The organism is Xanthomonas sp. WHRI 7064, assembly GCF_040202355.2.
Classification (GTDB): domain Bacteria; phylum Pseudomonadota; class Gammaproteobacteria; order Xanthomonadales; family Xanthomonadaceae; genus Xanthomonas; species Xanthomonas arboricola.
Window position 1 is genome coordinate 3,929,951 of record NZ_CP167821.1, and the last position, 26,159, is coordinate 3,956,109.

Genomic DNA, 26,159 nt, shown 5'->3' on the forward strand with positions numbered 1-26,159 from the left:
TCACCGGAAAGTTGTTGTGAATCCACCGCCACGTTATCCGATGGCATTGGTCAGGTCATACAGCGGCACCAGCACCGAAATGATGACAAGCCCCACCACCGAGGCCAGCACCAGCGTGATCAACGGCACCAGTGCGGCCAGCGCGCGGTCGATGGCTTGCGCGGTTTCCAGCTCGAAGGTGTCGGCGGTCTTGAGCAGCATCGTGTCCAGGGCGCCCGATTCTTCGCCGACCTGGATCATCTGCAGGGCCAGCCGCGGGAAGCGCTTGCCGCGTGCCAGCGACATCGCCAGACCATGGCCGTTCTTGACGTCGTCGGCCGCAGCGTCGACATCTTCGACCAGCGCCAGATTGGACATTACATTGCGCGCAATGCCGATTGCCGCCAGCAGCGGCACGCCGTTGCGCAGCAAGGTGCCCAGGGTGCGCGTCAGCCGTGCGGTTTCCAGGCGCGCGATCAGGCTGCCGACCACTTTCTGCCGCAGCAACCACTCATCCAGCGCGGCACGGAACGCGGCATTGCGGCGTTTGCGATCCAGCCACAACCCCAGCACGCCCGGCACCACGATCAGCACCACCCACCAGTCGCGCACCAGCAGGCCCACGCTCAATACCGCCTGGGTGAACCACGGCAAGGCCACGTCCAGGCTTTCGTACATCTGCGCGAACTGCGGCACCACATAGCCGAGCAGGAACAGCAACGCGCAGCCGACCACCGCCAGCAGGATCGCCGGATAGATCAATGCGTTGATCACCTTGCCGCGCAGCGCACGGCTGCGCTCCAGGTAATCGGCCAGGCGCTGCAGCGTGTCCTGCATGCTGCCGCCGGCTTCGCCCGCACGCACCATGTTGATGTAGAGCTTGGAAAACAGCCCGTGCTGGCGTTCCAGTGCCGAGGACAGCGGCGCGCCGCCACGCACGGTGTCGCGCACATCGCCGATCACGCGCCGGCTTTTGTCGTCTTCGGGCAGATCCATCAGGATCGACAAGGCGCGGTCCAGCGGCTGGCCGGCACCGATCAGCGTGGACAACTGCTGAGTGAATTGCACCAACGCGGCGTTGTCGAACGGCTTCTTGCGCAGCAGCATGCGCAGCGACGGCGAGTCGTTTTCACCGGTCGCCAGGCGCGTCTCCACCGGCAGGTGGCCCTGCTCCTGCAGGCGCAGCGCAACGTCCGCGTCGCTGGCCGCTTCCATCTGGCCATCGAGCATTTCGCCATGGGCGTCGAGCGCTTTGTAGCGGTACAGGGGCATCAGGCTGGAAGGCCGGGAGTGGGGAATCGGGAATCGGGAATCGGGAAAAGCAGGATCCTGCGCTGCGTTGGCGCGAGTAGGCGCAGCTGTGCGCGTGCGCGACGCGTTGCCGGGACCTTGCCCTGCTTATCTTCCGATCCTGAGCATCCGATGCTCGCTGTGGCTCCGTTGACTCTCACGCATCCTCCGTCACGCGCAGCACTTCTTCGATGGTGGTTTCGCCGCGCAAGGCCTTGGACAGGCCGTCCTCGTACATGGTGCGCATGCCGGCCTTGCGCGCCAGTTGTTCGATCTCGCCCATGCCGGCGCGGCGCATTACCGCGCGCCGCAATTCGTCGTTCATCACCAGGAATTCGACGATGGTGGTGCGGCCCAGGTAACCGGTCGGCGCGGCAGCCGAGGCACGCGGACGATACAGGTAAATCTCGCCGTCCGGTTGCAGCCGGCGCAGATTGAAGCGTTCGATCTCTTCCGGCGATGCCAGGTAGCGCTCGGCGTTGGCCAGGTCGAGTTTGCGCACCAGGCGCTGCGCCAGGATGCCGTTGATGGTGGAGGTGAGCAGATAGTCTTCCACACCCATGTCGAGCAGACGGGTGATGCCGCCGGCCGCGTTGTTGGTGTGCAGCGTGGACAGCACCAGATGGCCGGTGAGCGCGGACTGGATCGCGATGCGCGCGGTTTCCAGATCGCGCATTTCGCCGATCATGATGATGTCCGGATCCTGACGCACGATGCTGCGCAGCGCGTTGGCAAAATCCAGCCCGATCTGCGGTTTGGCCTGGATCTGGTTGATGCCTTCGATCTGGTATTCCACCGGGTCTTCGACGGTGATGATTTTCACATCCGAGGTGTTGAGCTGGCTCAACGCGGTGTACAGCGTGGTGGTCTTGCCCGAACCGGTCGGGCCGGTCACCAGCATGATGCCGTGCGGTTGCTCCAGCACCTTGCGGAACTGCGGCAGAAACTCTTCGGTGAAGCCGAGCTTGTAGAAATCGAACACCACCGTTTCGCGGTCGAGCAGGCGCATCACCACGCTCTCGCCGTGCGCGGTGGGCACGGTGCTGACACGCAGATCCAGCTCCTTGCCCTGCACGCGCAGCATGATGCGGCCGTCCTGCGGCAGCCGGCGTTCGGCGATGTTGAGCTTGGCCATGATCTTGATGCGGCTGATCACCGCGGCGGTGAGCTTGGCCGGCGGGCTTTCGCCTTCCACCAGCACACCGTCCACGCGGTAACGCACCTTGAGCCGGCTTTCGAACGGTTCGATATGGATGTCCGAAGCGCGCAGTTCCACGGCGTGCTGGATCACCAGATTGACCAGCCGGATCACCGGCGCTTCGGACGCCAGGTCGCGCAGCGCTTCGATATCGTCGCTGCTGTTGGCATCGCCATCGGCGGTTTCCACGATGGTGCCCATCGCGCTGCGGCCCTGGCCGTACCAGCGCTCGATCAGGTCATCGATTTCCGAGCGCAGGCCGACCTGCAGCAACAACGGGCAACCGGTCGCAAGCCGCACCGCGTCGATCGCGTAATCGTCGTAGGGATCGGCGATCCACAACTCCAGCCGGCCATCGCGTTCGCCGACCGGGCATAGATGAAATTGTTTGAGGAAGCGCAGCGACAGTCCCTGCACTTCCGGCAGCATTTCCGGCGGGGTATCGCCGAGCTGGCGTGCATCCACCAGCGGCAAACCCAGCACATCGGCGCAGGTCTCCGCATGATCGCGTTCGGACACCAGGCCCAGACGGCCCAGCAAGGCCAGCAGGCCCATACCGGATTCGGTCTGCAACTGGCGCGCGCGCAGCAGATCGGTGTCTTTCAGACGACGGCGTTCAAGCAGCGCTTCGACGATGCGTGTCTCCGCACTGCGATGCTCAATTGGATCGACGGCAACCGCGTTCACACTCGTCTCCACTGGTCCGGCGCCGACTGTAGCAGTTTGCCGCGACGATCAACCGTACGCATCTGAATCGTCCTGAAAAACGATGCCCCCGGTGGTTGGCCGGGGGCATCGGTCACACTATGGAACGGCTTACTGTCGTGCGACGAGCGTCAGCTTCGCGTAGTCGGCAGCGCCCACCAACTTGATGTAGTAGGTGCCGGCCTTGGGGGCGGTGAAACGCACGGTTTCGCTGTTGCCCGGGCGGGTCGACTTGGCGTCATAACTGGTGGCGCTGGGCTCGGCTTCATAGCTGACGTAGACCGACACATCGCCGGTGCCGCCATAGGTCATGAAACTGAGCACGGCACCGGCCTTGGCTTCGAAGCTGTACAGCGTGGAACTGGCGTAAGCACCGCTCAGGCCGGTCAACGGGGCCTTGTTGGTCAGGGCGATGGCGGTCGGCGCGCAGCTCTCGGTGGCCGGATCGCAGGGCTCCACCAGCACCGCTTCCAGCGCTGCCTTGGCATCGACGATACCGCTGCCGATCGGGGTGCTGGCCGGCGGGGTCACCGGGAAGCGACGGCTGGTCTGCTTGAGCAGAGCTTCCACCGCGGCCGGGGTCAGCGGGCCATCGCCCAGACCGATCGCCGCGCTCTGCACCAGGGCGACGACACCGGCCACGTGCGGCGATGCCATCGAGGTGCCACCCAAGCCCATATAGGTATAGGTGCCCGAGGTCGGCGTGGTCGCACCGGTGTAGCCGGCCTGCCAGATGTAACCGCCCGGATTGCCGTCCACGCTGCCACCGCCGCCCGGGCCGGACAGGTCGACCTTGCTGCCGTAGTTGGAGTAGTAGGTGATGCCGCCGGTGATGCGCGTGGCACCCACGGTGATGGTGTTGTTGCAGCTGGCCGGCGAATGGTTGGCCGCATCCTCGCCGCTGTTGCCGGCCGCCACCACCACGGTGGTGCCGCGCGCGACCGCGCCGTTGATCGCCAGCTGGGTAGCCGAATCGCAGGGCTCGCCACCGCCCAGGCTCATGTTGATCACCTCGGCCGGGTTGGTGTTGGCCGGCACGCCAGCGACCGTGCCGCCGGACGCCCAGACGATCGCATCGGCGATGTCGGAGGTGTAGCCGCCGCAACGGCCGAGCACGCGCACCGGCAGGATGGTCGCCTTCGGCGCCACGCCAGCCATGCCCACGCCGTTATTGGTCGCCTCGGCCACGGTGCCCGAGACGTGAGTGCCGTGCCAGGAGCTTTCCTGTGCCACCGAGCCGTCATAGCAGACGTTGTCGGCCTCTTCCCAGTCGCCGTAATCCAGCGCGCCCGGCACGCGGGCATCGGTGGGACGACGCGAGACTTCGGCATCGGTGATGAAGTCGTAACCCTGCAGCAGGTTGCCGGCAAAGTCCGGATGGCCCGGCAGGATGCCGGTATCCAGCACTGCCACCACCACGCCCGCGCCCTGCGACAGATCCCATGCGGCCGGTGCATTGATGCCGCCGTTGGGGTTGCTCAGATGCCACTGGTACTGCGCGTACAACGGGTCGTTGGGGACCAGTTGCGGGGTCACGTCGGTGGCCGCAACGCTCTTCTTGATGTCGACCGGGCGCAGCATGCGATCGATCTGCACATCGGCCACGGACGGGTCGTTCTTGAGCTCGACCACCACCTTGTCCACCTGGGCGGTGGTCAACGTGCTGGACAGCTTGATCAGGTCCGAGCCGATGCCGAGCTTGCGCACATACGTCGCCTTGGCGGCGGCTGCGCTGCTGCGTGCGCCGGTGCTCGCACCGACACGGCCGACCGCAGCCTGCACCGCGCTCAGCTTGCTGGCGCGATCAGTCGCGGCAGCAGTGTTGTCCTTGTAGCGCACGATCAGGCGGCTACTGAACGCAGCGCCGGCCGATGCTGCCTGGGTCGGTTCCTTGACCAGCAGTTTCGGGGCAGCAGCGAGCGTGCCCGATGCACCGAGTGCCATCATCAGGATGGCGCCGGTCAGCGGGGAGAGACGGAAATTCTTGTCGATCACGGTGAAGTCCTCTTCGTGTTTTTCGTCGATCAGCTGGGAGCGGTTCTCGAACTGCGGCGCAACTGCGATGCAGCGCGCTGCGTTCGATCAGCCACTCCTGGTAAGGCCATCACTCCATCGAATCCGTTGGCCGGCCCAGCCACGGTCCTTGCCCGCCCCCTCGGGCCTTGCTCTGGCGCGGCGGCGCACATCGGCGCCGCCGCGTGTCATGCAGCGGCGCGTTACCAGCCGAAGCCGGCGCCCACACCGATCGAACTGTCGTCACCGCTGAGTGCGCCGCCTACCGTCAGGGTGGCGCGTGGGCTGATCGCACGCTGATAGCCCACCGACAACGCCGACTCGCCGTTCTGGAAACCGACGCCGGCACCGACGCGGTTCTGCGTGGCGATGCCACCGACGCTGGCGGCCATGTTCAACATCGCCGAGCTCATCGCGCCCTGACGATCCAGGCGACGGTTCTGCCGACGCAGACGGTCTTCGATGTCGCCCTGGTAGGTCTCGAAGCTGTCGGCCATCGCGTTGTAGCGGCTGTCGGTATAGCTGTTGGCCGCGGCAACGCCGTTGTCCAGCTGGCCCTTGTTGACCGCATCGGTGGCTCGCGTGCCGGCGGCCACGTTGGCCACCTGACGCTCGCCGCCGACGCTGCCCACCGACACCGTGTTGGCACGATCGGCAACCGAGCCCTGACCCAGCGCGACCGCACCCTGCGCACTCGCACGTGCGCCCTGGCCGATCGCCGTGCCGGAGGCCGCACTGACCTGCGCGCCTTCGCCCATCGCCACCGCATTGGTCGCCACCGCGGCAATCTGCGTGTTGGCGCCGACCGCGGTGCTGCCATCGGCATTGACGCGCGCATTGCTGCCGATCGCGGTGTCGTTGGGGCCGTGCGCATACGCGCTGCCGCCAATCGCCGTGCCGGTCACGTGGTTGGCCACTGCCGCCGTGCCGACGGCGGTGGAGCTTGCGGCCGGGGTGATGCTGCCGACCACTGCGGCGGTGGGTGTGCCCTGCACGCTTGCGCCGGTATCGGCAACGGCATTGCTCGATGCGCTCACTGCGCTCGCAGCCACTGCAGGCACCCCTGCAGTGCGCAGCGACAGCGTGCGCGCCGCGGTGCTGGCCGTTGCGGTACCACCGCGTGCATCCAGCTCGGTGACCTTGCTGTCCAACGCGGTCAATGCCGCACCGACGTTGTTGTAGCTGGCACCCTGGATCACGTAGGTCGGCGCGACGAACACGCCCTGCGCACCGATCGCCGCGCCACCGCCGAGGAAGCTGGCGGCGTTGCTCAACGACTGGAACAGCTGGCCGCCATTGATCGCATCGGTACTGGCACCGGCAATCGCACCGTTGCCGACATTGACGATGCGGCGCGTGGCCGGGCCGCCGCGGCCATCGCCGCTACCCACCGAGACCACGTTGGCGTCATAGGTACGCGAGCCCGAGCCCAACGCCACCGAGTCGGCACCACTGGCACCGGCATTGGCACCCAGCGCCACCGCGTTGGCACCGCTCTGGCGCACGAAGGAGTTGTAGCCCAACGCCACACCGTTTTCGCCGATGGAATTGGTCTGCCGGCCCATCGCGGTGCTGTTCACGCCGCTGGCGCTGCTGTCCACACCCATGGCGCTGGCGCCGGTGGCCGAGGCGCGGCTGCCGGAGGCGATCGCCACGCTGCGTGCGCCGCTGGCGGTTGCGCCGGCGCCCGCCGCAGTGGCGCGATCACCGGTTGCGCTGGCCACCCCTTCACCGGTGGTTTGCACCATGCCGTTGGTGGTCTGCACATCGGCCGCCAGGGCATCCAGCTGGCCCTTGTTGACCGCATCGGTCGCCGCCTGGCCGTCGCTGACATTGACGATGCGACGCGTGGCCGGACCGCCGCGGCCATTGCCGCTGCCGATCGACACCGTGTCGGCTTCGTAGGTGCGCGAGCCCGAACCCAGCGCCACCGAATCGGCACCGGTCGCACCGGCGTTGGCACCCAGGGCCACACCATTGACCGCGCTCTGGCGCACGAACGAGTTGTAGCCCACCGACACCGCGTTCTCGCCGATCGCATTGACCTGACGGCCGACACCGGTGCTGTTGATGCCGGTTGCCGATGCATCCACACCGACCACGCTGGCGCCGACCGCATCAGCGCGGCTGTTGCCACCCAGGGCCAGCGTATTGTCGGCAAGGGCCGCCGCGCTCTGACCGAGCGCGGTGGCATTGACGCCGTCGGCATACGAATTCCAGCCGATCGCGGTGGTGTAGTCGGCCGTGGCCCACGCGCCCGCACCGAATGCAGCAGCGCCGGTGCCGGAAGCACGCGCCGGGATGAAGCCGAAGAACGTGCTGCCGCCGACGGCCACGCTTTCTTCGCCGGTAGCTTCGCTGAATTCGCCCACGGCCACTGCACTTGCGCCGGAGGCCAGTGCGGCGGCACCCACGGCGGTGCTGTAGTCGCTGGACGCCACCGCACCATAGCCCAGCGCCGACGACAGCCTGCCGCTGGATTCGCTGTAGCCACCGAAGGCGGCGCTGCCGACATTGGAGGCGGTGCTGCGGAAACCGGCCGCGGTGGCCTGGTTGTCCGATGCGACCGCTTCGCTGCCGAGCGCGGTCGCATAGGTCGAAATCGCCTGCGCGCCGGCACCGTTTGCGCTGGCGCCGACATCGCTGGCCAGGGCATTGCTGCCGACGGCGCTGCTGTTTTCGCCGGTGGCCTGGGCGTTGTTGCCCACCGCCGCTGCGCCGGTTCCGCTGGCCAGCGCACTCACGCCAACAGCCGTTGCATTATCGACCACCGCCTGCGCACCGGCACCCAACGCCGTGACGCCGGTACCGGTGGCATTGGCGCCCTCGCCTGCGGCCAGGGCGTTGTCGCCCTCGACGTAGGCGCCGGCATCGCTGTCATCGCTGCCGCTGGCCTGGAAGTACTTGCTGGTGGATTGCGCGGTTTCGGCAACGGCGTTGAGCTGATCCAGGTTCACCGCATCGGTGCCCTGCGTACCGGCGGCCACGTTGGTGATCTGACGCTCGTTACCGGCGCTGCCCACCGAGACCGCAAAGTCGCGATCGGCCACCGAATCGGCGCCCAGCGCCACGCTGCTTTCGCCGGTGGATTCGGCAAAATTGCCAAGCGCGGTGCTGTTGAGGCCCGGTGCCCATGCCGCACCGCCGAGCGCGGTGGAGAAGTCGCCGGAGGCTTCGGTCGGCAACAGGCCGAGCAGGGCGCCACCGACCGACACGCTGTTGTAGCCGCTGGCCACGCTGCCCTGGCCGGCCGCAACGCTGTAGTCGCCGGTTGCGGTGGCATCGCCACCCACGGCCACGGTATTGGAGCCGCTGGCGGTGCTGAAATTGCCCAGCGCGGTGCTGTTGAAACCGGTCGCACTGGAATAGCCGCCCAAGGCGGTGGAGTAGTTGGAGGTGGCCTCGGCACCGAAGCCGAACGCGGCTGCGCTGGTGCCATCGGCCACGCTTTCTGCGCCGACCGCAGTGGCCGACTCACCACTTGCGCTGGCGAAATAGCCCACCGCGGTGGTTTCGCTGCCATCGGCCACGCTCAGCGTGCCGGCGGCCAGGGAACCATCGCCATACGCACCTGCCGCCGCACCCAGCGCGGTGCTCTGCGCGCCGGTGGCTTCGCTCTCGCCACCCACGGCCACGGCGTAATCGCCGCTGGCCTGACTGAAGGCGCCGTTGGCGATGCTGCCGTAGCCACTGGCAGCGGCGTTGTAACCGGCCGCATTGGCGTACTGCGCGGTGGCGCTGGCACCGCTGCCGATGGCGACGGCGCCGATCGCAGTGGCCTGGCTGCTGGAGCCGAACGCGCTGCTGTAATCGCCGTCCGCGGTAGCGTTGGAGCCGGCTGCAGTGGCGTCCTCGCCCTGCGCATCGGCGGTGCCGGTGCCGGTGCCGGCAAATAGACGCGCAGTGGTTTCGGCGGTTTCGCCGACTGCGTTGAGCTGGTCCAGGTTCACCGCATCGGTACCCTCGGTACCGGCGGCGACATTGGTGATCTGGCGCTCGCCACCGACGCTGCCGACCGCCACCGTATTGTCGCGATCGGCAACCGCGCCGGCGCCCAGCGCCACGCTGTTGTCGGCGTAGGCCACGCTGTCAGTACCCAGTGCCGTGCTGCCCTGGCCCCACGCCACGCTGGCCACACCCACCGCAGTGGATGCAGCACCGTTGGCAAGGCTTTCATAACCGAGTGCGGTTGCGCCGCGCCCGCTGGCGATACTGCTGGCACCCAGCGCCGTGCTGTTATCGGCGAGCGCCGACGCATCGGAACCTGCCGCAACGCTGTCGGCGCCTTCGGCAATTGCGGTGCCGTCACCGGTGGCGACGAACGTGCGCGCGGTGTTGGCGGCGCCATCGGACACTGCCGTGAGCTGATCCAGATTGACCGCATCGGTGCCCTCCGTACCGGCAGCGACATTGGTGATCTGACGCTCGCCGCCAACCGTGCCCACCGACACCGTGCTGGCGCGATCGGCCACTGCGCCGACGCCGAGCGCAACGCTGTTGTCGACCGCAATCCGCGCGCCGTCGCCGATCGCAATGCTGTCTGCGCCTTCGACGACTGCTTCGGTGCCCAGCGCAATGCTGCGATCGCCATACCCGACTGACTGCGAACCGATGGCGATTGCACGCCCACCGCCGGCATAGGCGTTGTCGCCGATGGCGACCGAAACGCTGCCGCTGGCGGCCGAGGTGATGCCCACCGCGACGCTGCCCGCACCGTAGGCGGTGCTTTCCGCACCCACTGCGGTGCTGGTGTCGCCCCAGGCCACGCTGGCAAAGCCGAGCGCGGTGGATTCGAGGCCATTGGCGATGCTTTCGAAACCGATCGCGGTACCGCCACGACCATTGGCCACGCTGGTGCCGCCGACTGCAGTGCCATAGAAGCCCGATGCCGTGCTGTCGGCACCCACGGCGGTGGCATAGCGGTCGCTGGCGATACTGTTGAAGCCGAGCGCGGTGGCATTGTTGACATTGGCCACCGCACCACTGCCGACCGCCGTGGTGTTGACCGCTGACGCCAGGCTGCTCGAACCCAGCGCAGTGCTGTAATCCTCGTACGCCGATGCATTGGAACCGGCCGCAGTGCTGTCCACGCCTTCGGCAATCGCGGTGCCATCGCCGGTGGCCACGAACGTGCGCGCGGTGGTGGCGGCGACGTCGGACACGGCGGTGAGCTGATCGAGATTGACCGCATCGCTGCCTTCGGTACCGGCGGCGACGTTGGTGATCTGACGCTCGTCGCCAGCCGCACCCACCGACACGGTGTTGGCGCGCGTGGCCACCGAATTGGCGCCCAAGGCCACCGAGTTGGCGCCGCGTGCGGTGCTGTAGTAACCCAGCGCGGTGCTCAGCTCGCCGCTGGCCCAGGATTCCGGACCGACCGCGGTGGCACCTTCGCCAGGTGCATAGGCGAAGTAACCCACCGCGGTGGCTTCGGTGCCGGACGCTTCGCTGAGCGTGCCCACGGCGGTGGTGTAGCTGCCCGATGCGATCGCACCGGCGCCGAGCGCGGTGGAGGCTTCGCCGCTGGCCTGGGTCTGTACGAAGAAGCCCAGACCCGGGATGTAATCGACCGGACCACCGACAGCGGTGCTGCTGGTGCCGCTGGCGCTGGTCTGCGTGCCCACGGCGGTGGCGTAATCGCCTGCCGCGTTGGCAACCGCACCGAACGCGGAAGACTGCGCACCGGCCGCATACGCACCGACGCCGAACGACGAGGCGGCAAAGCCATCGGCATTGGCGCTGGCGCCGACTGCGGTTCCGCCGACGCCGGCACTGGTGGCGCCGGTGGTGACCGGCACGCCGCCACTGGTGATCAACGGCTCGCCGTCTTCGTCCACCGCAGCGCCGCCCACGGCCACGCTGCCGGGGCCGTTGGCCTGCGCGTTATGGCCGAATGCCGCGCTGTTCTGCCCGGACGCGAGTGCATTGGCGCCGACCGCGGTGGCATTGTCGGCCACCGCATTGGCACCGGTCCCCAGTGCGGTGGTCGCCGTGCCCACCGCATTGGCGGCATCGCCGGCAGCCAGCGCGCTATCGCCTTCGACATAGGCGCCGACGCTGTCTTCGCCCGGAGTCGCCTTGAAGAACGTGGCCGTGTCTTCGGCCACATCGGCCACGTCGCGCAACTGCGCCACGTTGACCGCGTCGGTGGCGTTGACGCCGGCGCTGACGTTGGTGATGCGGCGCGTGGCCGGGCCGCCGCGGCCATTGCCGCTGCCGACCGACACCACATCGTCTTCGTGGGTGCGCGAGCCTGCGCCCAGCGCCACCGAGTTGGCGCCGGTCACGCCGGCGTTGGCGCCGAGCGCCACGCCGTTTTCGCCGCTCTGGCGTACGAAGCTGTTGTAGCCGATGGCCACCGCGTTCTCGCCGATCGCATTGGTCTGGCGGCCGATCGCGCTGCTGTTCACGCCGCTGGCGCTGCTGTCGGCACCGCTGGCGAGCGCGCCGGTGGCGCTGGCGCGACTGCCGGCGCCGATGGCAGTGGCGTTGGCGGCAGGTGCTGATGCGCCGCGGCCGACCTCGACCGATTGCGCCATTGCAGAAAGGGGGAGTGCGATGCCGGCGCTACCCAGCGCCAGGGCGATCGCGGCAACCAGGCAACGGCTCTGGCGGCGGTCGATGAATGCGGCGGTGCTCACTGCGCCCGGGCTGTCGCCGCTGGCCAATTCCGATGCCACGGCCCACACGCCTAACGATTTGTTCCAGACCTTGCGATAAATCCGATTCATCGACGCACTGCTCCTGAATGTTGGGACTGGTTTTTTGACGAACACCCACCATCGCGAGGGCCTTCCAGCCGCTGCGATCCCCGTGGTGATTGGCGCCATGGGCCAAATGGCGGTGCGCGGGAAGCTGCACCCTGGATAGTCAAAAAGTGAACGCTACCCAACCATAGAACTGAGCGAAGTGTTAACAGCGGTCAAATCAGGCGTCAAGTTTTTGACAGAAAGCGAAGCTGAGTGTGTTTTCCATCACACTTCGGCTTGCTTTTATTCGTTTTTTGATAATTCTTTGGAAAACAGCGATCTAGATCATGCCCTGGAAGACATTTCCAAGCTGAATACGCATGTCCACAGCAGACAAAAAAGCCCGCTGGCAGGACGCCAGCAGGCTTGGTTGCGCAAAACCGCGCGCCGAACAGGTCAGAAATCGGGTCAGCGCTCCCCGCGCCGACCACTCAGCCCATCACGGTCCACAACGAGAGCGGTTTTACCCGCATCACTGCGCCAGGAAACCGACGTCAGCGCTCCCTCGCGCCGCCATGTGTCGGATCACTGGCGCGCCAACAGGCTCACTCCATCGAAGCTGCTGCCGTCGAGCCGGATGAAATAGGTTCCGGCACGCGGTGCGGTGAAGCGCACCGTCTGGCTGGTTCCGCTGCGGCTGGACATGCCGTCGTTGTCGGTCGCGCTCGGCGCGCGGCCCAAGGCGACATACAGCGCCGCCTGCCCGCTGCCGCCGAAGCTGATGAAGCTCAGCACCGCACCTGCGTTCGCTTCGAAGGCGAACACACCGGCGTCGCCGGCCACATTGGACAAGCCGCGCTCGGGCACGCTGTTGCGCAGCGTCTGCGCATCCAGCTGGCAACCCAGATCGCCGCTGTCGCAGCGGCGCAGTGCGCGATCGATCGCCGCGCCGGCATCCACGATGCCGCTGCCGGCCGGCGTGCTCAACGGCAACTGCACCGGAAACGCGCGCGCACTGCGCTTGAGCAGGCGTTCCAGCGCCGCAGGTGTCAGCGGCGGCTTGCCATCGGCGATCAGCGCGCTCTGCACCAGTGCGGCAGTCCCCGCCACGTGCGGGGAGGCCATCGAGGTTCCGGCAAAGCCAGGCCCGATGTAGTCGAACTGGCCGGACGTGGGCGTGGTCTTGCCGGTGTAACCGGTCTGCCAGATCCAACTGCCGATCGGGCCGTCGTACAAGGTGTCGGTTGCCAGATCGCGCGCACCGCCGCCGGGTGCGGCCAGATCGATCAAGCTGCCGAAATTGCTGTAGTACGCCAGGCCGCCGGTCAAGCGGGTGGCCGCCACCGACACCACATTGGCGCAGTTGGCCGGCACCGCACTGGACACATCCGAGCCATCGTTGCCGGCCGCCACCACCACGGTGGTACCACGCGACACCGCACCGTCGATCGCCGCCTGCGTGACCGAATCGCAGGGACCAAAGCCGCCCAGGCTCATGTTGATGATTTCCGCCGGGTCGCGATTGTCCGGCACGCCCTCCACATGCCCGCCGGACGCCCACACGATGGCATCGGTGATGTCCGAAAACGACCCGCCGCAGTGACCGAGCACGCGGACCGGCAGCACCTTGGCCTTGTAGGCCACACCGGCACCGCCAATGCCGTTGCCGGTGGTTTCGGCGATCGTGCCGGCCACGTGCGTGCCATGCCAGGAGCTGTCATGCGCCGCGGAAAAAATGCCGCACTCGCCGTCTTCGGCTTCCCAGTCGCCACGGTCCAGCGCACCCGCCACGCGTGCATCGGTCGGACGTCGCGACCGGCCGGCATCAGTGATGAAGTCGTAACCCTGCAGCAGATTGCCGGCCAGATCCGGGTGCGCCGGCAGGATGCCGGTGTCGATCACCGCCACCACCACGCCCTCGCCCTGCGCGATCTTCCACGCCGCCGGCGCATCGATGCCGCCGACCGGATCGGTGAGATGCCATTGATTGCTGGCCAGCAGCGGATCGTTGGGCAAGCTGCCGCCGCTGCTCTGCAACGGATAGGCGCGTGCATCGATCTGCGCATGTTCCACCGCCGGATCGGCTTGCAGCTCGCGCACCAGGCGGTCGGCGTCGCTGCGGCTGAGTTGCGTGGGCAGCCGGATCAACTCACCGCCCACCGCCAGGGTACGCACATGCGTCGGCGCCGCCTGCGCGCCGCTGCGCGCGGCCGGTGCCAGGCGCACTGCCGCGCGTGATGCCGCCGCAGTGATGGTGGCCGTGGACGCGGCGCCGACGTTGCGCGCGCTTACTGTGCCGCTGCGATAGGTGACGATGATGGCGTCGACCGGCGCGTCGCGCATGGCCTGCACCTGTTGCGCGGTGCGCATGCCGGCATCCGGTGTGGCGGCGCTGGCGATGCCGCTGGCGAGCGACAGCACGGCGCTGCAGGCAATAGCGAGGGTTCGGGAACGATGGGTCTGAATCACTATGACGTCCTCTTCAAGATGAAATGCAAATGAGTGAGCACGCAGCCGCCGCAAGCGCAGCCGCTGCGATGGCAAGAGCTGCGCTACCAGCCGAAGCCGGCACCCAGGCCGATCGACCGGTCGTCACCGCTGAGTGCGCCGCCCACCGTCAAGGTGGCGCGCGGGCTGATCGCACGCTGATAGCCCACCGACAACGCCGACTCGCCGTTCTGGAAACCGACGCCGGCACCGACGCGGTTCTGCGTGGCGATGCCACCGACGCTGGCGGCCATGTTCAACATCGCCGAGCTCATCGCGCCCTGACGATCCAGGCGACGGTTCTGCCGACGCAGACGGTCTTCGATGTCGCCCTGGTAGGTCTCGAAGCTGTCGGCCATCGCGTTGTAGCGGCTGTCGGTATAGCTGTTGGCTGCGGCAACGCCGTTGTCCAGCTGGCCCTTGTTGACCGCATCGGTGGCTCGCGTGCCGGCGGCCACGTTGGCCACCTGACGCTCGCCGCCGACGCTGCCCACCGACACCGTGTTGGCACGATCGGCAACCGACCCTTGCCCCAGCGCGACCGCACCTTGCGCACTGGCACGTGCGCCCTGGCCGATCGCCGTGCCGGAGGCCGCACTGACCTGCGCGCCTTCGCCCATCGCCACCGCATTGGTCGCCACCGCGGCAATCTGCGTATTGGCGCCGACCGCGGTGCTGCCATCGGCATTGACGCGCGCATTGCTGCCGATCGCGGTGTCGTTGGGGCCATGCGCATACGCGCTGCCGCCGATTGCGGTACCGGTCACGTGGTTGGCCACTGCGGCCGTGCCGACGGCGGTAGACGTTGCAGCCGGGGTGATGCTGCCGACCGTTGCGGCGGTGGGCGTGCCTTGGACCGCGTTGCTTGCGGCAAGCCCGCTCGCCGTTGCGGTGACTGAAGACACCGCGCTGTCGGCCATGCCGTCAGCCGCCAGCGATGTCGACAGCAGGCCATCGTCTGTCGCATCTGCGGTAGTGGCGACAATTGAGGCGTCCGCAGCAGGGGCTGGCGCCGTTGCCACACGCGCCGCAACCGAACGCGCCGCAGCGCCAGGCGTCGCCGTACCACCACGCGCATCCAGCTCGCTGACCTTGCTGTCCAGCGCAGTCAGTGCCTCGCCCACATTGCGGTAACTGCTGCCCTGGATCACGTAGGTCGGTGCAACGAACACGCCCTGCACACCGATTGCCGCACCACCGCCGAGGAAGCTGGCGGCATTGCTCAACGACTGGAACAGCTGGCCGCCGTTGATCGCATCGGTACTGGCACCGGCAATCGCACCATTGCCGACATTGACGATGCGGCGCGTGGCCGGGCCGCCGCGGCCATTGCCGTTGCCCACCGACACCACGTTGGCCTCGTAGCTGCGCGAACCTGCGCCCAGCGCAACCGAATCGGCACCGCTGGCACCGGCATTGGCACCGAGTGCGACGGCATCACGTCCACCCTCGCGGGTAAACGCGTTGTAGCCCACTGCCAGACTGTTGTTGCCCAGCGCATTGGATTGCACGCCCAATGCCACCGCCGCGCTGCCCGTTTCACCGACGAACACGCCCACGTTGGCATTGCGCCCGATCGCGATCGCATCGGGTGCATCCGCCTTGGCGTTGGTTCCCAGCGCGATATTGTCGCCATAGAGGATCGACGTATTGGCACCGCTCCCGATCGCGATGCTCCTGCTGGAGGTGGCACGCGCGTCATAGCCGATGCCGATGCCCTCCGCGCCCTCGGCCGATGCCAATGCCCCCAGCGACACCGTGCGCGGAGCGAACGACGCGGCGCTATGGCCGATCGCCACCGCGTCGGTATTGTTGTCGTTGGAGAACACGTTGGCGTTGTAGCCAAGCGCAACGGCGTAATCGCCGTCGCTGCGCGCACCGGCGCCGATGGCAACACCACCGACCCGGAACGCACCCGCCGGCCTGAGCGTGGAGCTGATCAGCGACATGCCGCCGAGCGTCACGCTGCGCTCGCCGGCGGCAACCGCCAGACTGCCCACGGCAACACTGCTCTCGCCAAGACTGGAGGCATTGAAGCCCACCGCCGTGGTCATGCTCGCATCGGCCCGCGCACCAAAACCGAAAGCCGACGCCGCCGTACTGCGCGCGGTCGAGAACGCACCCACCGCGGTGGCAACATCATCCTGCGCACGTGCGCTGAATCCCGCCGCCATCGATTGCTCACCGCTGGCCGCTGCGCCCGTGCCGACCGCGGTGGCGAAGCTGCGCGTGGCAATCGCCCCGCTGCCCAGCGCCGCTGCGCCGCGCGCCTGGGCCAGGGTGGCCTGTTCCTGCGCACCGACGATGGAACCCGCCGCATCGAATACCGGCACGGACGCGACGCCACCCACTGCAACGGCCGAGGCATCGGCCGCGCTGGCGTTGCGGCCGACGGCCACGGCATCGCGCCCGAGCGCCAGACTGCCCGAACCCAGCGCATTGGCACCATCGCCGATCGCGTTGCTGGCGCTCCCCAACGCCAGCGCATTGAGTCCGTCTACATGGGCAGCGACTTCGCCCGTATCGGTCTTGCCAATGGCCAGCGTGCTGTCGAGACGGTCGGCCACCGCACGCACGCTGTCGAGTTGGGCGACATTGACTGCGTCATTGGCCTCGGTGCCTGCCGCCACGCTGGTGATCTGCCGCGTCAGCCCCGCCTGCACATCGCCAACCGACACCGTGTTGCTGCGGTTCGCGTAGGAATGCGCGCCCAGTGCAACGGCACTGGAGGCAGAGCGGTTCCAGGCATCATCGACAAAATCGCCCACACGCGCGCCATAGCCGATCGCCACCGCATCGATGCCATTGGTTTCGGAATCTGCACCGATCGCGGTGTTGTTGCCGTTGAACCACGAGGTGCCGGCACGTGCGCCCAATGCGATGCTGTTTTCAGTGTAGGCGGTGCTGTCGTGACCGATCGAGATGCCACCATCGCCCATCGCCAATGAGAAGCCACCCAGCGACACCGTGCGTGGTGCGAACGAACCCGCGCTATGGCCGATAGCCACTGCATCGGTATTGCCTGGCGCATTGGGAAAGATGTTGGAATCGTAGCCAATGGCAATCGCATAATCGGACTGGCTCTGCGCACCTGCGCCGAGCGCGATGCTACCTGTTCCGGTGGCAGCGGTGATCGAGCCGAAGTTGCTGATGCCACCGACCACCACGCTCTGCACGCCACTGGCCAATGCGGTATCGCCCACCGCGATACTGCTGCTGCCTTGGCTGCGCGCCCGGTAACCGAAGGCCGTAGACGTGTCTCCGCTGGCACGCGAACTGTAGCCGCCGGCGGTGGAAAGAAAACCACTGGCCGTGGACAAGCCGCCGATGGCGGTGGCGCCGTCGTTGAAGGTCTGTGCGCGATAACCCAGCGCGCTGCTCTGCACGCCAGTGGCGCTGGCGCCGCTGCCTACAGCGCTGGAAAACGGATCCCCAGCCACTGCACCGCCGCCGACGGCGGTGGCCCCCACACCGGACGCCTGCGTGGCCTGTTCGCGTTGCCCGATGACAAATCCGGATGCGTCGTAGTCGTAGACCGTTGCCACGCTGCCGACGGCGGTTGCCGACTCCCCTGCGGCCGACACGTTGTGTCCGATCGCGGTGGCGTCGCGCTCCAAGGCCAGGCTTCCGCCGCCGAACGCGCTGGTTCCATCGCCCAGCGCATTACTCGCATTGCCCAGGGCCAGCGCATCCTGCCCATCCGCAAACGCCGGTGCATCGGCATCGGCCGCAGGCGTTGCCGCTGCTTGCGCGCTCGCTGTTGCAGGCGCGGCGCTGTCGCTTGTCGCCGCATCGGTGTCGCAACGCTGTTGGCCTTGGACCACCGTGCAATGTGCAAGCGCGTCGGCTTGCGTGGTCGTGGCCTGGGCAACTCCAGCCATGCCGGCAAGCGCCAGCAGCATTGCCGCCGCCAGCCTGCCGCGCGCATGCCCCGCAGATCGATATAGCGCTTGATTTCCCGTGTCGCGGGCAAGCCTTACCGTTCGGCGATGAGCACGCTGCTCACCACCGGCATCCAATTGAATTCGCTTCATTAACGACTTACTCCCCATTGGTCTGGCATGTAAAAACCGACCACCGTGCGATTGCATCGCACGGTCCCCCTGAGGTTTATCGAAAACGCACTCGCCCTGCTTCTGCAGCGGGAACTACCCGCGCAAAAGCATCCACGATCAATCCATAAAGTGCTGCAGAAACGCCACGAATCGAAGATTCATAACGTGGTCTGAATCTATTGAAAAACCAAAAGTTCAATTGAGATTGACGTCACACAAGCAGCATCACCAGATACTTCAACTAAATACCTAGTAGTTTTGATAGTTACTTAAAGTAAACCATGTTTCGACCTTCACTAAATGCAGTTCATCGCAACTGCGCCAATGCGACCGCAGGCGTTCGCCCCCATCGGCAACGCATGCAACGTGATGGCGACAAGCCTTGTGCTGGCCGCAGGCCAGGCTGGGAAACCGCGTTTTTCTCGAGTGTCCTGCCGATGCGCGCGCTGCGTGCAAGGACGTGGCAGCCATTGGCAGCTGCTTCAGGCGAGCCTGGCTCTTTCGGAGCCTGCAGTCGACCCAACCGCGGCCATGCATTTTCTTGCTCATAAAGCACCACGCATCGCCACGCTGCTCGCGGCAACGGTCGAATGACTCGATACCAACGCAAGCAGTCACGCAGCCCCGACACCGGAAACGACAACGGCCGTGTGCATCGCTGCACACGGCCGTCCAATGACACGGTTGGTACGGCGCTTCAGCTCACGCCGCACACCTCCCTACCCTCAACCGCACCAGACCCGCGCGTTGCGGAACATGCGCAGCCACGGCGAGTCCTCGCCCCAGTCGGCCGGGTGCCAGCTCAGGTTTGCTGTGCGCGGGGTGCGCTCCGGATGCGGCATCAGGATGGTGGCGCGGCCGTCGCTGCTGGTCAGGCCGGTGATGCCGTCCGGCGAGCCGTTCGGATTGAGCGGGTACTGCGATGCGACCGCGCCATCGCCATCGATGAAGCGCAGGGCCACACGGGCAGCCGCCTGATCCACCACGGTGTCGAACTCGGCGCGGCCTTCGCCATGCGCCACCGCCACCGGGATCCGCGAACCGGCCATGCCGCGCAGGAAGATCGACGGCGACTCCACCACCTCCAGCAAGGCGGTGCGCGCTTCGAACTGCTCGCTGCGATTGCGCAAAAAGCGCGGCCAGTGCTCGGCACCGGGAATGATGTCCTTGAGCTGGCTGAGCATCTGGCAGCCGTTGCACACGCCCAGCGCGAAGGTATCGCTGCGCGCAAAGAACGCGGCGAACGCGTCGCGCAAGGCCGAGCGCTCCAGGATCGAGGTGGCCCAGCCACGGCCGGCACCCAGCACGTCGCCGTAGCTGAAGCCGCCACAGGCGGCAAACCCGGAGAACTGCGCCAGATCCACGCGGCCTTCGATCAGGTCGCTCATGTGCACGTCGAACGCACGGAAACCGGCGCGCTCGAAGTTGTAGGCCATCTCGATCTGCCCGTTGACGCCCTGCTCGCGCAGGATCGCCACCTTGGGCCGCGCACCGGTCGCCACGAACGGCGCGGCCACGTCTTCGGAGGGATCGAACACCAGCTTCGGACGCAGGCCCGGCGCCTTGAAGTCGCGTGCCAGCGCGCGCTCTTCATCGGCGCTATCCGGGTTGTCGCGCAGTTTCTGCATGGCGTGCGTCACCGACCACCAGGCATCGAACAATTCTTCCCAACGCCACTCGGCCAGCACCCTGCCCTGCCCGCTCACGCGGATGCGTGGCGCGCCGGTAGGGCGTGCAATGCGCTGCGCGCACTCGGTCAGCGCATGCCGCTCGACCAGATCGGCAAACGCGGCGCGGTCCTCGCTGGCGATCTGCACCACCGCACCCAGTTCTTCGTTGAACAGGCTGCGGAACGCATCGTCGCCCCAGGCATCGAGGGTGATGTCCAGGCCCTGCCGCGAAGCGAACGCCATCTCGCACAGCGCCGCAAACGCACCGCCATCGCTGCGGTCGTGGTACGCCAGCAACAGGCCGCTCTCGCGCGCTGCGCGGATCAGTTCAAAGAAGCTGCGCAGCCGCTGCGCATCGTCCAGATCCGGCACCTCGCCGCCGAACGCCGGCAGCGCCGCAGCATCGGCATACACCTGCGCCAGCACCGAACCGCCCAGGCGCTGCTTGCCGCCACCCAGCCCGATCAACCACAGCTCGCTCTCTTCGTCGCTACGCAACAACGGCGTCAACTGCGTGCGCACATCGCCGACCGGCGCGAATGCACTGATGATCAATGAGACCGGTGAAACGCTCTTGTGGGTTTCACCGGGAATGGGGAATGGGGAATGGGGAATGGTGGAAGCGGAGGGCTGCGGCGTTTTGCCATTCCCGATTCCCGATTCTCCATTCCCGACAACCCACTGCGCCTGCATCGACAGCGAGTCCTTGCCCACCGGCACGCTCAGCTCGAGCGCCGGGCACAGCTCCATGCCGATCGCGCGCACCGCGTCGTACAGCAGGGCGTCTTCGCCGGCGTGACCGGCGGCGGCCATCCAGTTGGCCGACAGCTTGATGCTGTCCAGCGTCTGCACCGGCGCGGCGCACAGGTTGGTGATCGCCTCGCCCACCGCCATGCGCGCCGACGCGGCGGCGTTCAACAACGCCAGCGGGGTGCGCTCGCCGATCGACATCGCCTCGCCGGCGAAGGTGTCGAAGCCGGCCAGGGTGATCGCGCAATCGGCCAGCGGCAGCTGCCACGGCCCGATCATCTGCTCGCGCGCGGTCAGGCCGCCCACGCTGCGGTCGCCGATGGTCACCAGAAAGCTCTTGGACGCCACCGTGGGATGCGCCAGCACGCGCAGGCCGGCCTGCTGCAAGTCCAGCGCGGCGGTCTGCAGCACCGGCCACTGCGGCGCCGGCGGATGCACCGCATCGCGATGCATCTTCGGTGCCTTGCCGAAGAGCACGTCCATCGGCAGGTCGATCGGGAGCGGGGAATCGGGAGTGGGGAATGGGGAATGGTGAGAAGCGACATCGGCAGCCGGCAGCGTGCTGTTGCCATTCCCGATTCCCGAATCCCGATTCCCGGCGTCGAGGACGCCATAGCCAACCACCAGCCGCTCCTCGGCCGTGGCCACGCCGACGGCGGCAAACGGGCAGCGTTCGCGCGCGCAGATGGCGGCGAATTCGTCCAGGCGTGCCTGCGGTACGCCCAGCACGTAGCGCTCCTGCGATTCGTTGCACCACAGTTCCAGCGGCGACAGCGAGGGGTCGTCGGTGAGCACGCGGCCCAGGTCGATGATGCCGCCCACCCCGGAGTCGTGCAGCAACTCGGGGATGGCGTTGGACAGGCCGCCGGCGCCCACGTCGTGGAACCAGCGGATCGGGTTATCGGTGCCCAGCGCCACGCAGCGGTCGATGACCTCCTGGCAGCGGCGCTCCATCTCCGGGTTTTCGCGCTGCACGCTGGCGAAATCCAGCGCCTCGGCACTGTCGCCGGCCGCCACCGAGCTGGCCGCACCGCCGCCCAGGCCGATCAGCATCGCCGGGCCGCCCAGCACGATCACCGCATCGCCGGGCTGCAGGCGCAGCTTCTCGACCTGATTGCGATCGATCGCGCCCAGGCCGCCGGCCAGCATGATCGGCTTGTCGTAGGCGCGGGTCAGGCCCTCACCTTCGGCAAGCTCGAAACTGCGGAAATAGCCGAGCAGGTTCGGCCGGCCGAATTCGTTGTTGAACGCGGCGCCGCCGAGCGGGCCGTCGAGCATGATGTCCAGCGCCGGGGCCATGCGCGGGTTCAGCGCGCGCGGCGCCTCCCACGGCTGCGGCAGGGTCGGGATGCGCAGATGCGACACCGTGAACCCGGTCAGCCCGGCCTTGGGCTTGCCGCCGCGGCCGGTGGCGCCTTCGTCGCGGATCTCGCCACCGGCACCAGTGGCGGCGCCGGGAAACGGCGCGATCGCGGTCGGGTGGTTATGCGTTTCGACCTTGATCGCAAACGCCGACGGCAGCACCGCCTCGGCACGGTACTCGCCACTGGCCGGATCCGGGCGATAGCGCGCGGCCGGCACGCCTTCCACCACCGCCGCGTTGTCACTGTAGGCCGACAAGGTGTGCTGCGGGGTCTGCTGGTGGGTATGCTTGATCATGCGGAACAGCGAGCGTTCCTGCGGCTTGCCGTCGATGGTCCAGCTGGCATTGAAGATCTTGTGCCGGCAGTGCTCGGAATTGGCCTGGGCGAACATCATCAGCTCGACATCGGCCGGGTCGCGGCCCAGCTCGGCAAAGCGTTCGCGCAGGTAGTCGATCTCGTCCTGCGCCAGGGCCAGGCCGAGGTCGCGGTTGGCCTGTTCCAGCGCCGCCAGCGGCACGCGCTGCAACTGTCCGCGATCGGGTACGTTGAACAGCGCCTCGGCGGCCGCGGCCGAGCCGAGCAGCGACTGCGTCATCGGGTCGTGCAGCAGCTTGGCCACGGCGGCCTGCATCGCTTCGTCGGCCGGCCAGCCGGCCAGATCGATGCGGGTGCCGCGCTCCACGCGCTGGATCGGCTGCCCGGCCCCGCGCACCAGTTCGGTGGCCTTGCTCGACCACGGCGACAAGGTGCCCAGACGCGGCACCACATAGCGCGAGGAAGCATCCTCGGCCTGCGGCGCGGGGGCGGCTTCGGCCTGCAGGATCCGCTGCAAGGTGGCCTGGTCGGGCGCTTGCCCGGCCTCGGCGCGGATGAAGTACACGTGCCAGGCGCCGGTGATGCGCAGCGCGGGAACGAGGGTTTGCAGGCGGGTTTCGAGCCGAGCGCGGCGGAACGGCGAAAGGGCGGAAGCGCCCTCGAGGACCATCATGTCCGGGGAACCGTGTCAGAAACGGGGCTGCAGATTGTAACGGAGCTGATGCGTCGGCGCCGGACCCGGCGTGGGTGGGCCACCGATCCATGCGGTGATCATTCGCACAGCCCGGGCCGGATTCGGTGCGTGCCGGCCGATGCGGCGACGGCAAAGGCGGATGGCGATGCCAGCAGGGATTGTCGCGCCCAGCTGCCTTTGGGCCGGTCTCCGCGATGGCAACGTCGGCAGCGCAGGCCAATGCCAGCCCACCGCCGCTCTCACCGCATCAACCGTGCAGCCAGCCCGACCCTGAAACGCAAGGAGGCCGGAATGCATGCATTCCGGCCTCCTGATCGATCACACCGACCGCCGCAGCGGCCAGCATCCCGGCGCCGCTGCGGGATACCTCAGCGGCTGCCGCCGGCAGTGCTGACCGCGCGCTTTTCCAGCGCCTCACGCAGCTGCGCCGGCGGCAGGTAGCCACCGAGCTGGGTGCCGTCCGGCGCAAAGATCGCCGGGGTGCCGTTGACGCCCAGACGCTGGCCCAGCGTGTATTCCATCGACACCGGGTTCTTGCAGTCCTTGGCATTCACCGGCTGCCCGGACTTGGCCGCGGTCAGTGCCTGCTTGCGGTCGGCCGCGCACCACACCGCGATCATTTCCTTGTGGTCCTGGCTGCCCAGGCCCATGCGCGGAAACGCCAGATATTCCACCGCGATCCCCTGCTTGTTGAGCTCGCCGATCTCGCTGTGCAGCTTGCGGCAGTAGCCGCATTCCACGTCGGTGAACACCGTCACGGTGTACTTGGGGTTTGCCGGTGCGAACACGATGCGGTCGGCCTTGGGCACGGTCTCCAGCTGCTTGCGGCGGTAGGCCAGCAGGCCCGGGCTGGCAGCGAACTGCTTGTTCTGGATGTCGAACGGCTGCGCCTGGATCAGGTAACGGCCGTCGTCGCTGACGTACAGCACCTGCCCGCCGACCACCACTTCGCGGAAACCGGGAAACGGCGCGGCGCCGATGTAGTCCGGCTTGAAATCCGGATCCAGCGCCTTGAGCGCGACGCTCACACGCTGGTCCACATTGCCCGCAGCGGCGGGAGCAGCGGCGGCAGCTGGCTTGGCGCCGGCATTGCTTGCCGCAGGCTGCGAGGATTGCGCGCAGGCGGTAAGGCTGATTGCGCCCAGCAGCGCGGCGATGGCAAGACGATACATTCACGCATCCAGTGGAATGGGGTGCCTGGATTCTCGCACAGCGCAGATGAAGCCAGGCAGCGAGCGGGACGCTTTGTTTGCCGGCGGAGCCGCTGAATGGGCCGCGGGGGGGATGCCGCTGCGCCTGCGACCGCAGTCAGCCGCGCGGATGATGGGCGGCGTGCAACTTCTGCAGGTGCTGACGCGCCACCAGGGTGTAGATCTGCGTGGTGGACAGCGAGCTGTGACCCAGCAGCATCTGCAGCGCGCGCAGGTCCGCACCGTGGTTGAGCAGATGGGTGGCAAAGCTGTGCCGCAGCCCGTGCGGGCTGACCGTGGCGGGGTCGATCCCGGCCACCGCCGCATAGCGTTTGACCAGCGCCCAGAACTGCTGGCGGCTGGGCGGCTGCCGCGCTGCATCGATGAACAACGGCACCTGCCCGTCCACTGCCGCCACTGCCTTGTGGCTGGCCAGCAGTGGGCGCGCCTGGCTCAGATACCGCTCCAGCCAGTGCTGGGATTCCTCGCCCAGCGGGACCAGCCGCTCCTTGCTGCCCTTGCCGGTGACACGCAACACGCCCTGGCGCAGGTTGACCCCCACCGCCGGCAGGTTGACCAGTTCGCTGACGCGCAGGCCGGCCGCATACATCAGCTCGAGCATTGCGCGGTCGCGCAGGCCCAGCGGCGTGTCGATCTCGGGCGCGGCCAACAGCGCCTCGATCTGCGTTTCGGTCAGCGCCTTGGGCAGCGAGCGCGGCAAACGTGGCGGGTCCAGCAGTGCGGTGGGGTCGTCGCTGCGCAGGCCATCGCGCAGACACAAGCCATAGAACGCACGCAGGGTCGACAACAGCCGGGCATTGCTGCGCGGCGAATAACGCGCCTCGGTGCGCCAGCGCAGATAGTCGAACAACGCCGCCCGATCGACACCCAGCAGGCCGCCGCCAGCACCGTCGCGCCAGCGCGCCAGCCCTTCCAGGTCGCGCTGGTAACTGTCCAGGGTCTGCCGTGCCACGCCCTGCTCGGCCCATAACCGGTCCAGGAAGCGTTCGATGGCGGCAGCATCGGCGGCCTGCACCGGTGGCAGGTGTTGCGCCAGTTGGCGACGTTCGGCGGGACTGCTGGCTGACATCGCAACAGCATAGAGCGTGACATGCGATTTGCGGCGCGCCGTGTCGGCCAGGAGCGGGATTGGCGGTGCGGCTTGCCTCGACAAGCCACCCAGCACATCGCTCCTGACTCGACGCACAGGCCCGGCCCGGCGCGGGATTGCCGCAGCGCGACGTTGCCCGATCGCCTGCGCCGGCTATGCTCGCGGCATGACCTCGTCCCCTTCACCGCGCAGCGCGCGCCCGCCCGCCCTGGTGGTCTGGCGCCTGCTGGCCCTGTGCTACGACGCCTGGCCGGTCCTGGCGCTATGGATGCTGATCTCCGCCGCGTTCACGCTGGGCTTTACGCTTGCCGGGCACCCGGCCCGCGAAAACATTGCCCCCTTCAGCGGCTGGCAATGGCTGCTGTGGCTGTGCTGCTGGATCGCCGCCGGGGTGTACGCCACCGTCAGCTGGCGACGGGGTGGCCAGACCCTGGGCATGCGCCCGTGGCGGTTGTCGCTGGTCGGGCCGCAAGCCTCCTGGCGCGCGCTCTGGATCCGCTATGCCGTCGGCACGCTGTCGCTGGCCCTGGCTGGCGCAGGGTTCTGGTGGGCCTGGCTGGACCGCGATCGCCTGGCCTGGCACGACCGCGCCAGCGGCACCCGGCTGCAGCGCACGCCCAAGCGCTGAAACGACCAGGCCGGCCTCTTG

The 26,159-nt window shown here is 67.6% G+C and carries 11 protein-coding genes; 2 read left to right on the forward strand and 9 right to left on the reverse strand.

Going from position 1 to position 26,159, the window contains the following annotated elements:
* Positions 1-33 precede the first annotated feature (33 nt).
* From ABQY74_RS16700 to ABQY74_RS16725, 6 genes are all read right to left on the reverse strand, one after another.
* Entirely contained in the window at positions 34-1,251 is a 1,218-nt protein-coding gene (locus ABQY74_RS16700) for a type II secretion system F family protein (protein ID WP_047129329.1), read from the reverse strand.
* Between the two features lie 175 nt (positions 1,252-1,426).
* Positions 1,427-3,154 carry a type II secretion system ATPase GspE gene (gspE, locus tag ABQY74_RS16705; protein WP_029218997.1) on the reverse strand — a complete coding sequence of 576 codons (1,728 nt, stop codon included), beginning with the start codon at positions 3,152-3,154 and terminating at the stop codon, positions 1,427-1,429.
* Positions 3,155-3,283: 129 nt separating this feature from the next.
* A complete protein-coding gene (locus ABQY74_RS16710; protein ID WP_102583493.1) occupies positions 3,284-5,167 on the reverse strand; it encodes a diffusible signal factor-reguated S8 family serine peptidase in 1,884 nt (627 codons plus the stop codon).
* A 221-nt stretch (positions 5,168-5,388) separates the two neighbouring features.
* The gene (locus ABQY74_RS16715; RefSeq protein ID WP_349792386.1) at positions 5,389-11,916 is read right to left on the reverse strand and encodes an ESPR-type extended signal peptide-containing protein; all 6,528 of its coding nucleotides are present in this window, start codon (positions 11,914-11,916) and stop codon (positions 5,389-5,391) included.
* A 543-nt stretch (positions 11,917-12,459) separates the two neighbouring features.
* Complete coding sequence (locus tag ABQY74_RS16720) at positions 12,460-14,343, reverse strand: S8 family peptidase (protein ID WP_181098393.1); 1,884 nt, start codon at positions 14,341-14,343, stop codon at positions 12,460-12,462.
* Positions 14,344-14,426: 83 nt separating this feature from the next.
* Positions 14,427-18,395 (reverse strand): YadA-like family protein, encoded by a 3,969-nt coding sequence (locus tag ABQY74_RS16725; protein WP_349792388.1) that lies wholly within the window; start codon positions 18,393-18,395, stop codon positions 14,427-14,429.
* 321 nt (positions 18,396-18,716) lie between these two features.
* Between ABQY74_RS16725 and ABQY74_RS16730 the strand changes: the two genes are divergently transcribed.
* Complete coding sequence (locus ABQY74_RS16730; RefSeq protein ID WP_349792390.1) at positions 18,717-19,010, forward strand: hypothetical protein; 294 nt, start codon at positions 18,717-18,719, stop codon at positions 19,008-19,010.
* Positions 19,011-19,141: 131 nt separating this feature from the next.
* Here the strand turns inward: ABQY74_RS16730 and purL are convergent, their stop codons facing one another.
* The 3 genes from purL to xerD form a co-directional block, all read right to left on the reverse strand.
* Complete coding sequence (gene purL / locus ABQY74_RS16735; RefSeq protein ID WP_349792391.1) at positions 19,142-23,188, reverse strand: phosphoribosylformylglycinamidine synthase; 4,047 nt, start codon at positions 23,186-23,188, stop codon at positions 19,142-19,144.
* 389 nt (positions 23,189-23,577) lie between these two features.
* Positions 23,578-24,381 carry a DsbC family protein gene (locus tag ABQY74_RS16740; RefSeq protein WP_016902881.1) on the reverse strand — a complete coding sequence of 268 codons (804 nt, stop codon included), beginning with the start codon at positions 24,379-24,381 and terminating at the stop codon, positions 23,578-23,580.
* A 136-nt stretch (positions 24,382-24,517) separates the two neighbouring features.
* The gene (xerD, locus tag ABQY74_RS16745) at positions 24,518-25,489 is read right to left on the reverse strand and encodes a site-specific tyrosine recombinase XerD (protein WP_102583496.1); all 972 of its coding nucleotides are present in this window, start codon (positions 25,487-25,489) and stop codon (positions 24,518-24,520) included.
* Between the two features lie 187 nt (positions 25,490-25,676).
* On the opposite strand from xerD, the gene ABQY74_RS16750 reads away from it, so the two are divergent.
* Positions 25,677-26,138 (forward strand): RDD family protein, encoded by a 462-nt coding sequence (locus ABQY74_RS16750; protein ID WP_102583497.1) that lies wholly within the window; start codon positions 25,677-25,679, stop codon positions 26,136-26,138.
* Positions 26,139-26,159 lie beyond the last annotated feature (21 nt).

Excerpts from the sequence above, each read along its gene's own strand:
- ABQY74_RS16700 (WP_047129329.1), bottom strand. The coding sequence starts at position 1,251 with ATGCCCCTGTACCGCTACAAAGCGCTCGACGCCCATGGCGAAATGCTC.
- ABQY74_RS16715 (WP_349792386.1), bottom strand. The coding sequence starts at position 11,916 with ATGAATCGGATTTATCGCAAGGTCTGGAACAAATCGTTAGGCGTGTGG.
- ABQY74_RS16725 (WP_349792388.1), bottom strand. The coding sequence starts at position 18,395 with ATGAAGCGAATTCAATTGGATGCCGGTGGTGAGCAGCGTGCTCATCGC.
- ABQY74_RS16730 (WP_349792390.1), top strand. The coding sequence starts at position 18,717 with ATGCAGTTCATCGCAACTGCGCCAATGCGACCGCAGGCGTTCGCCCCC.
- purL (WP_349792391.1), bottom strand. The coding sequence starts at position 23,188 with ATGATGGTCCTCGAGGGCGCTTCCGCCCTTTCGCCGTTCCGCCGCGCT.
- ABQY74_RS16740 (WP_016902881.1), bottom strand. The coding sequence starts at position 24,381 with ATGTATCGTCTTGCCATCGCCGCGCTGCTGGGCGCAATCAGCCTTACC.
- xerD (WP_102583496.1), bottom strand. The coding sequence starts at position 25,489 with ATGTCAGCCAGCAGTCCCGCCGAACGTCGCCAACTGGCGCAACACCTG.
- ABQY74_RS16750 (WP_102583497.1), top strand. The coding sequence starts at position 25,677 with ATGACCTCGTCCCCTTCACCGCGCAGCGCGCGCCCGCCCGCCCTGGTG.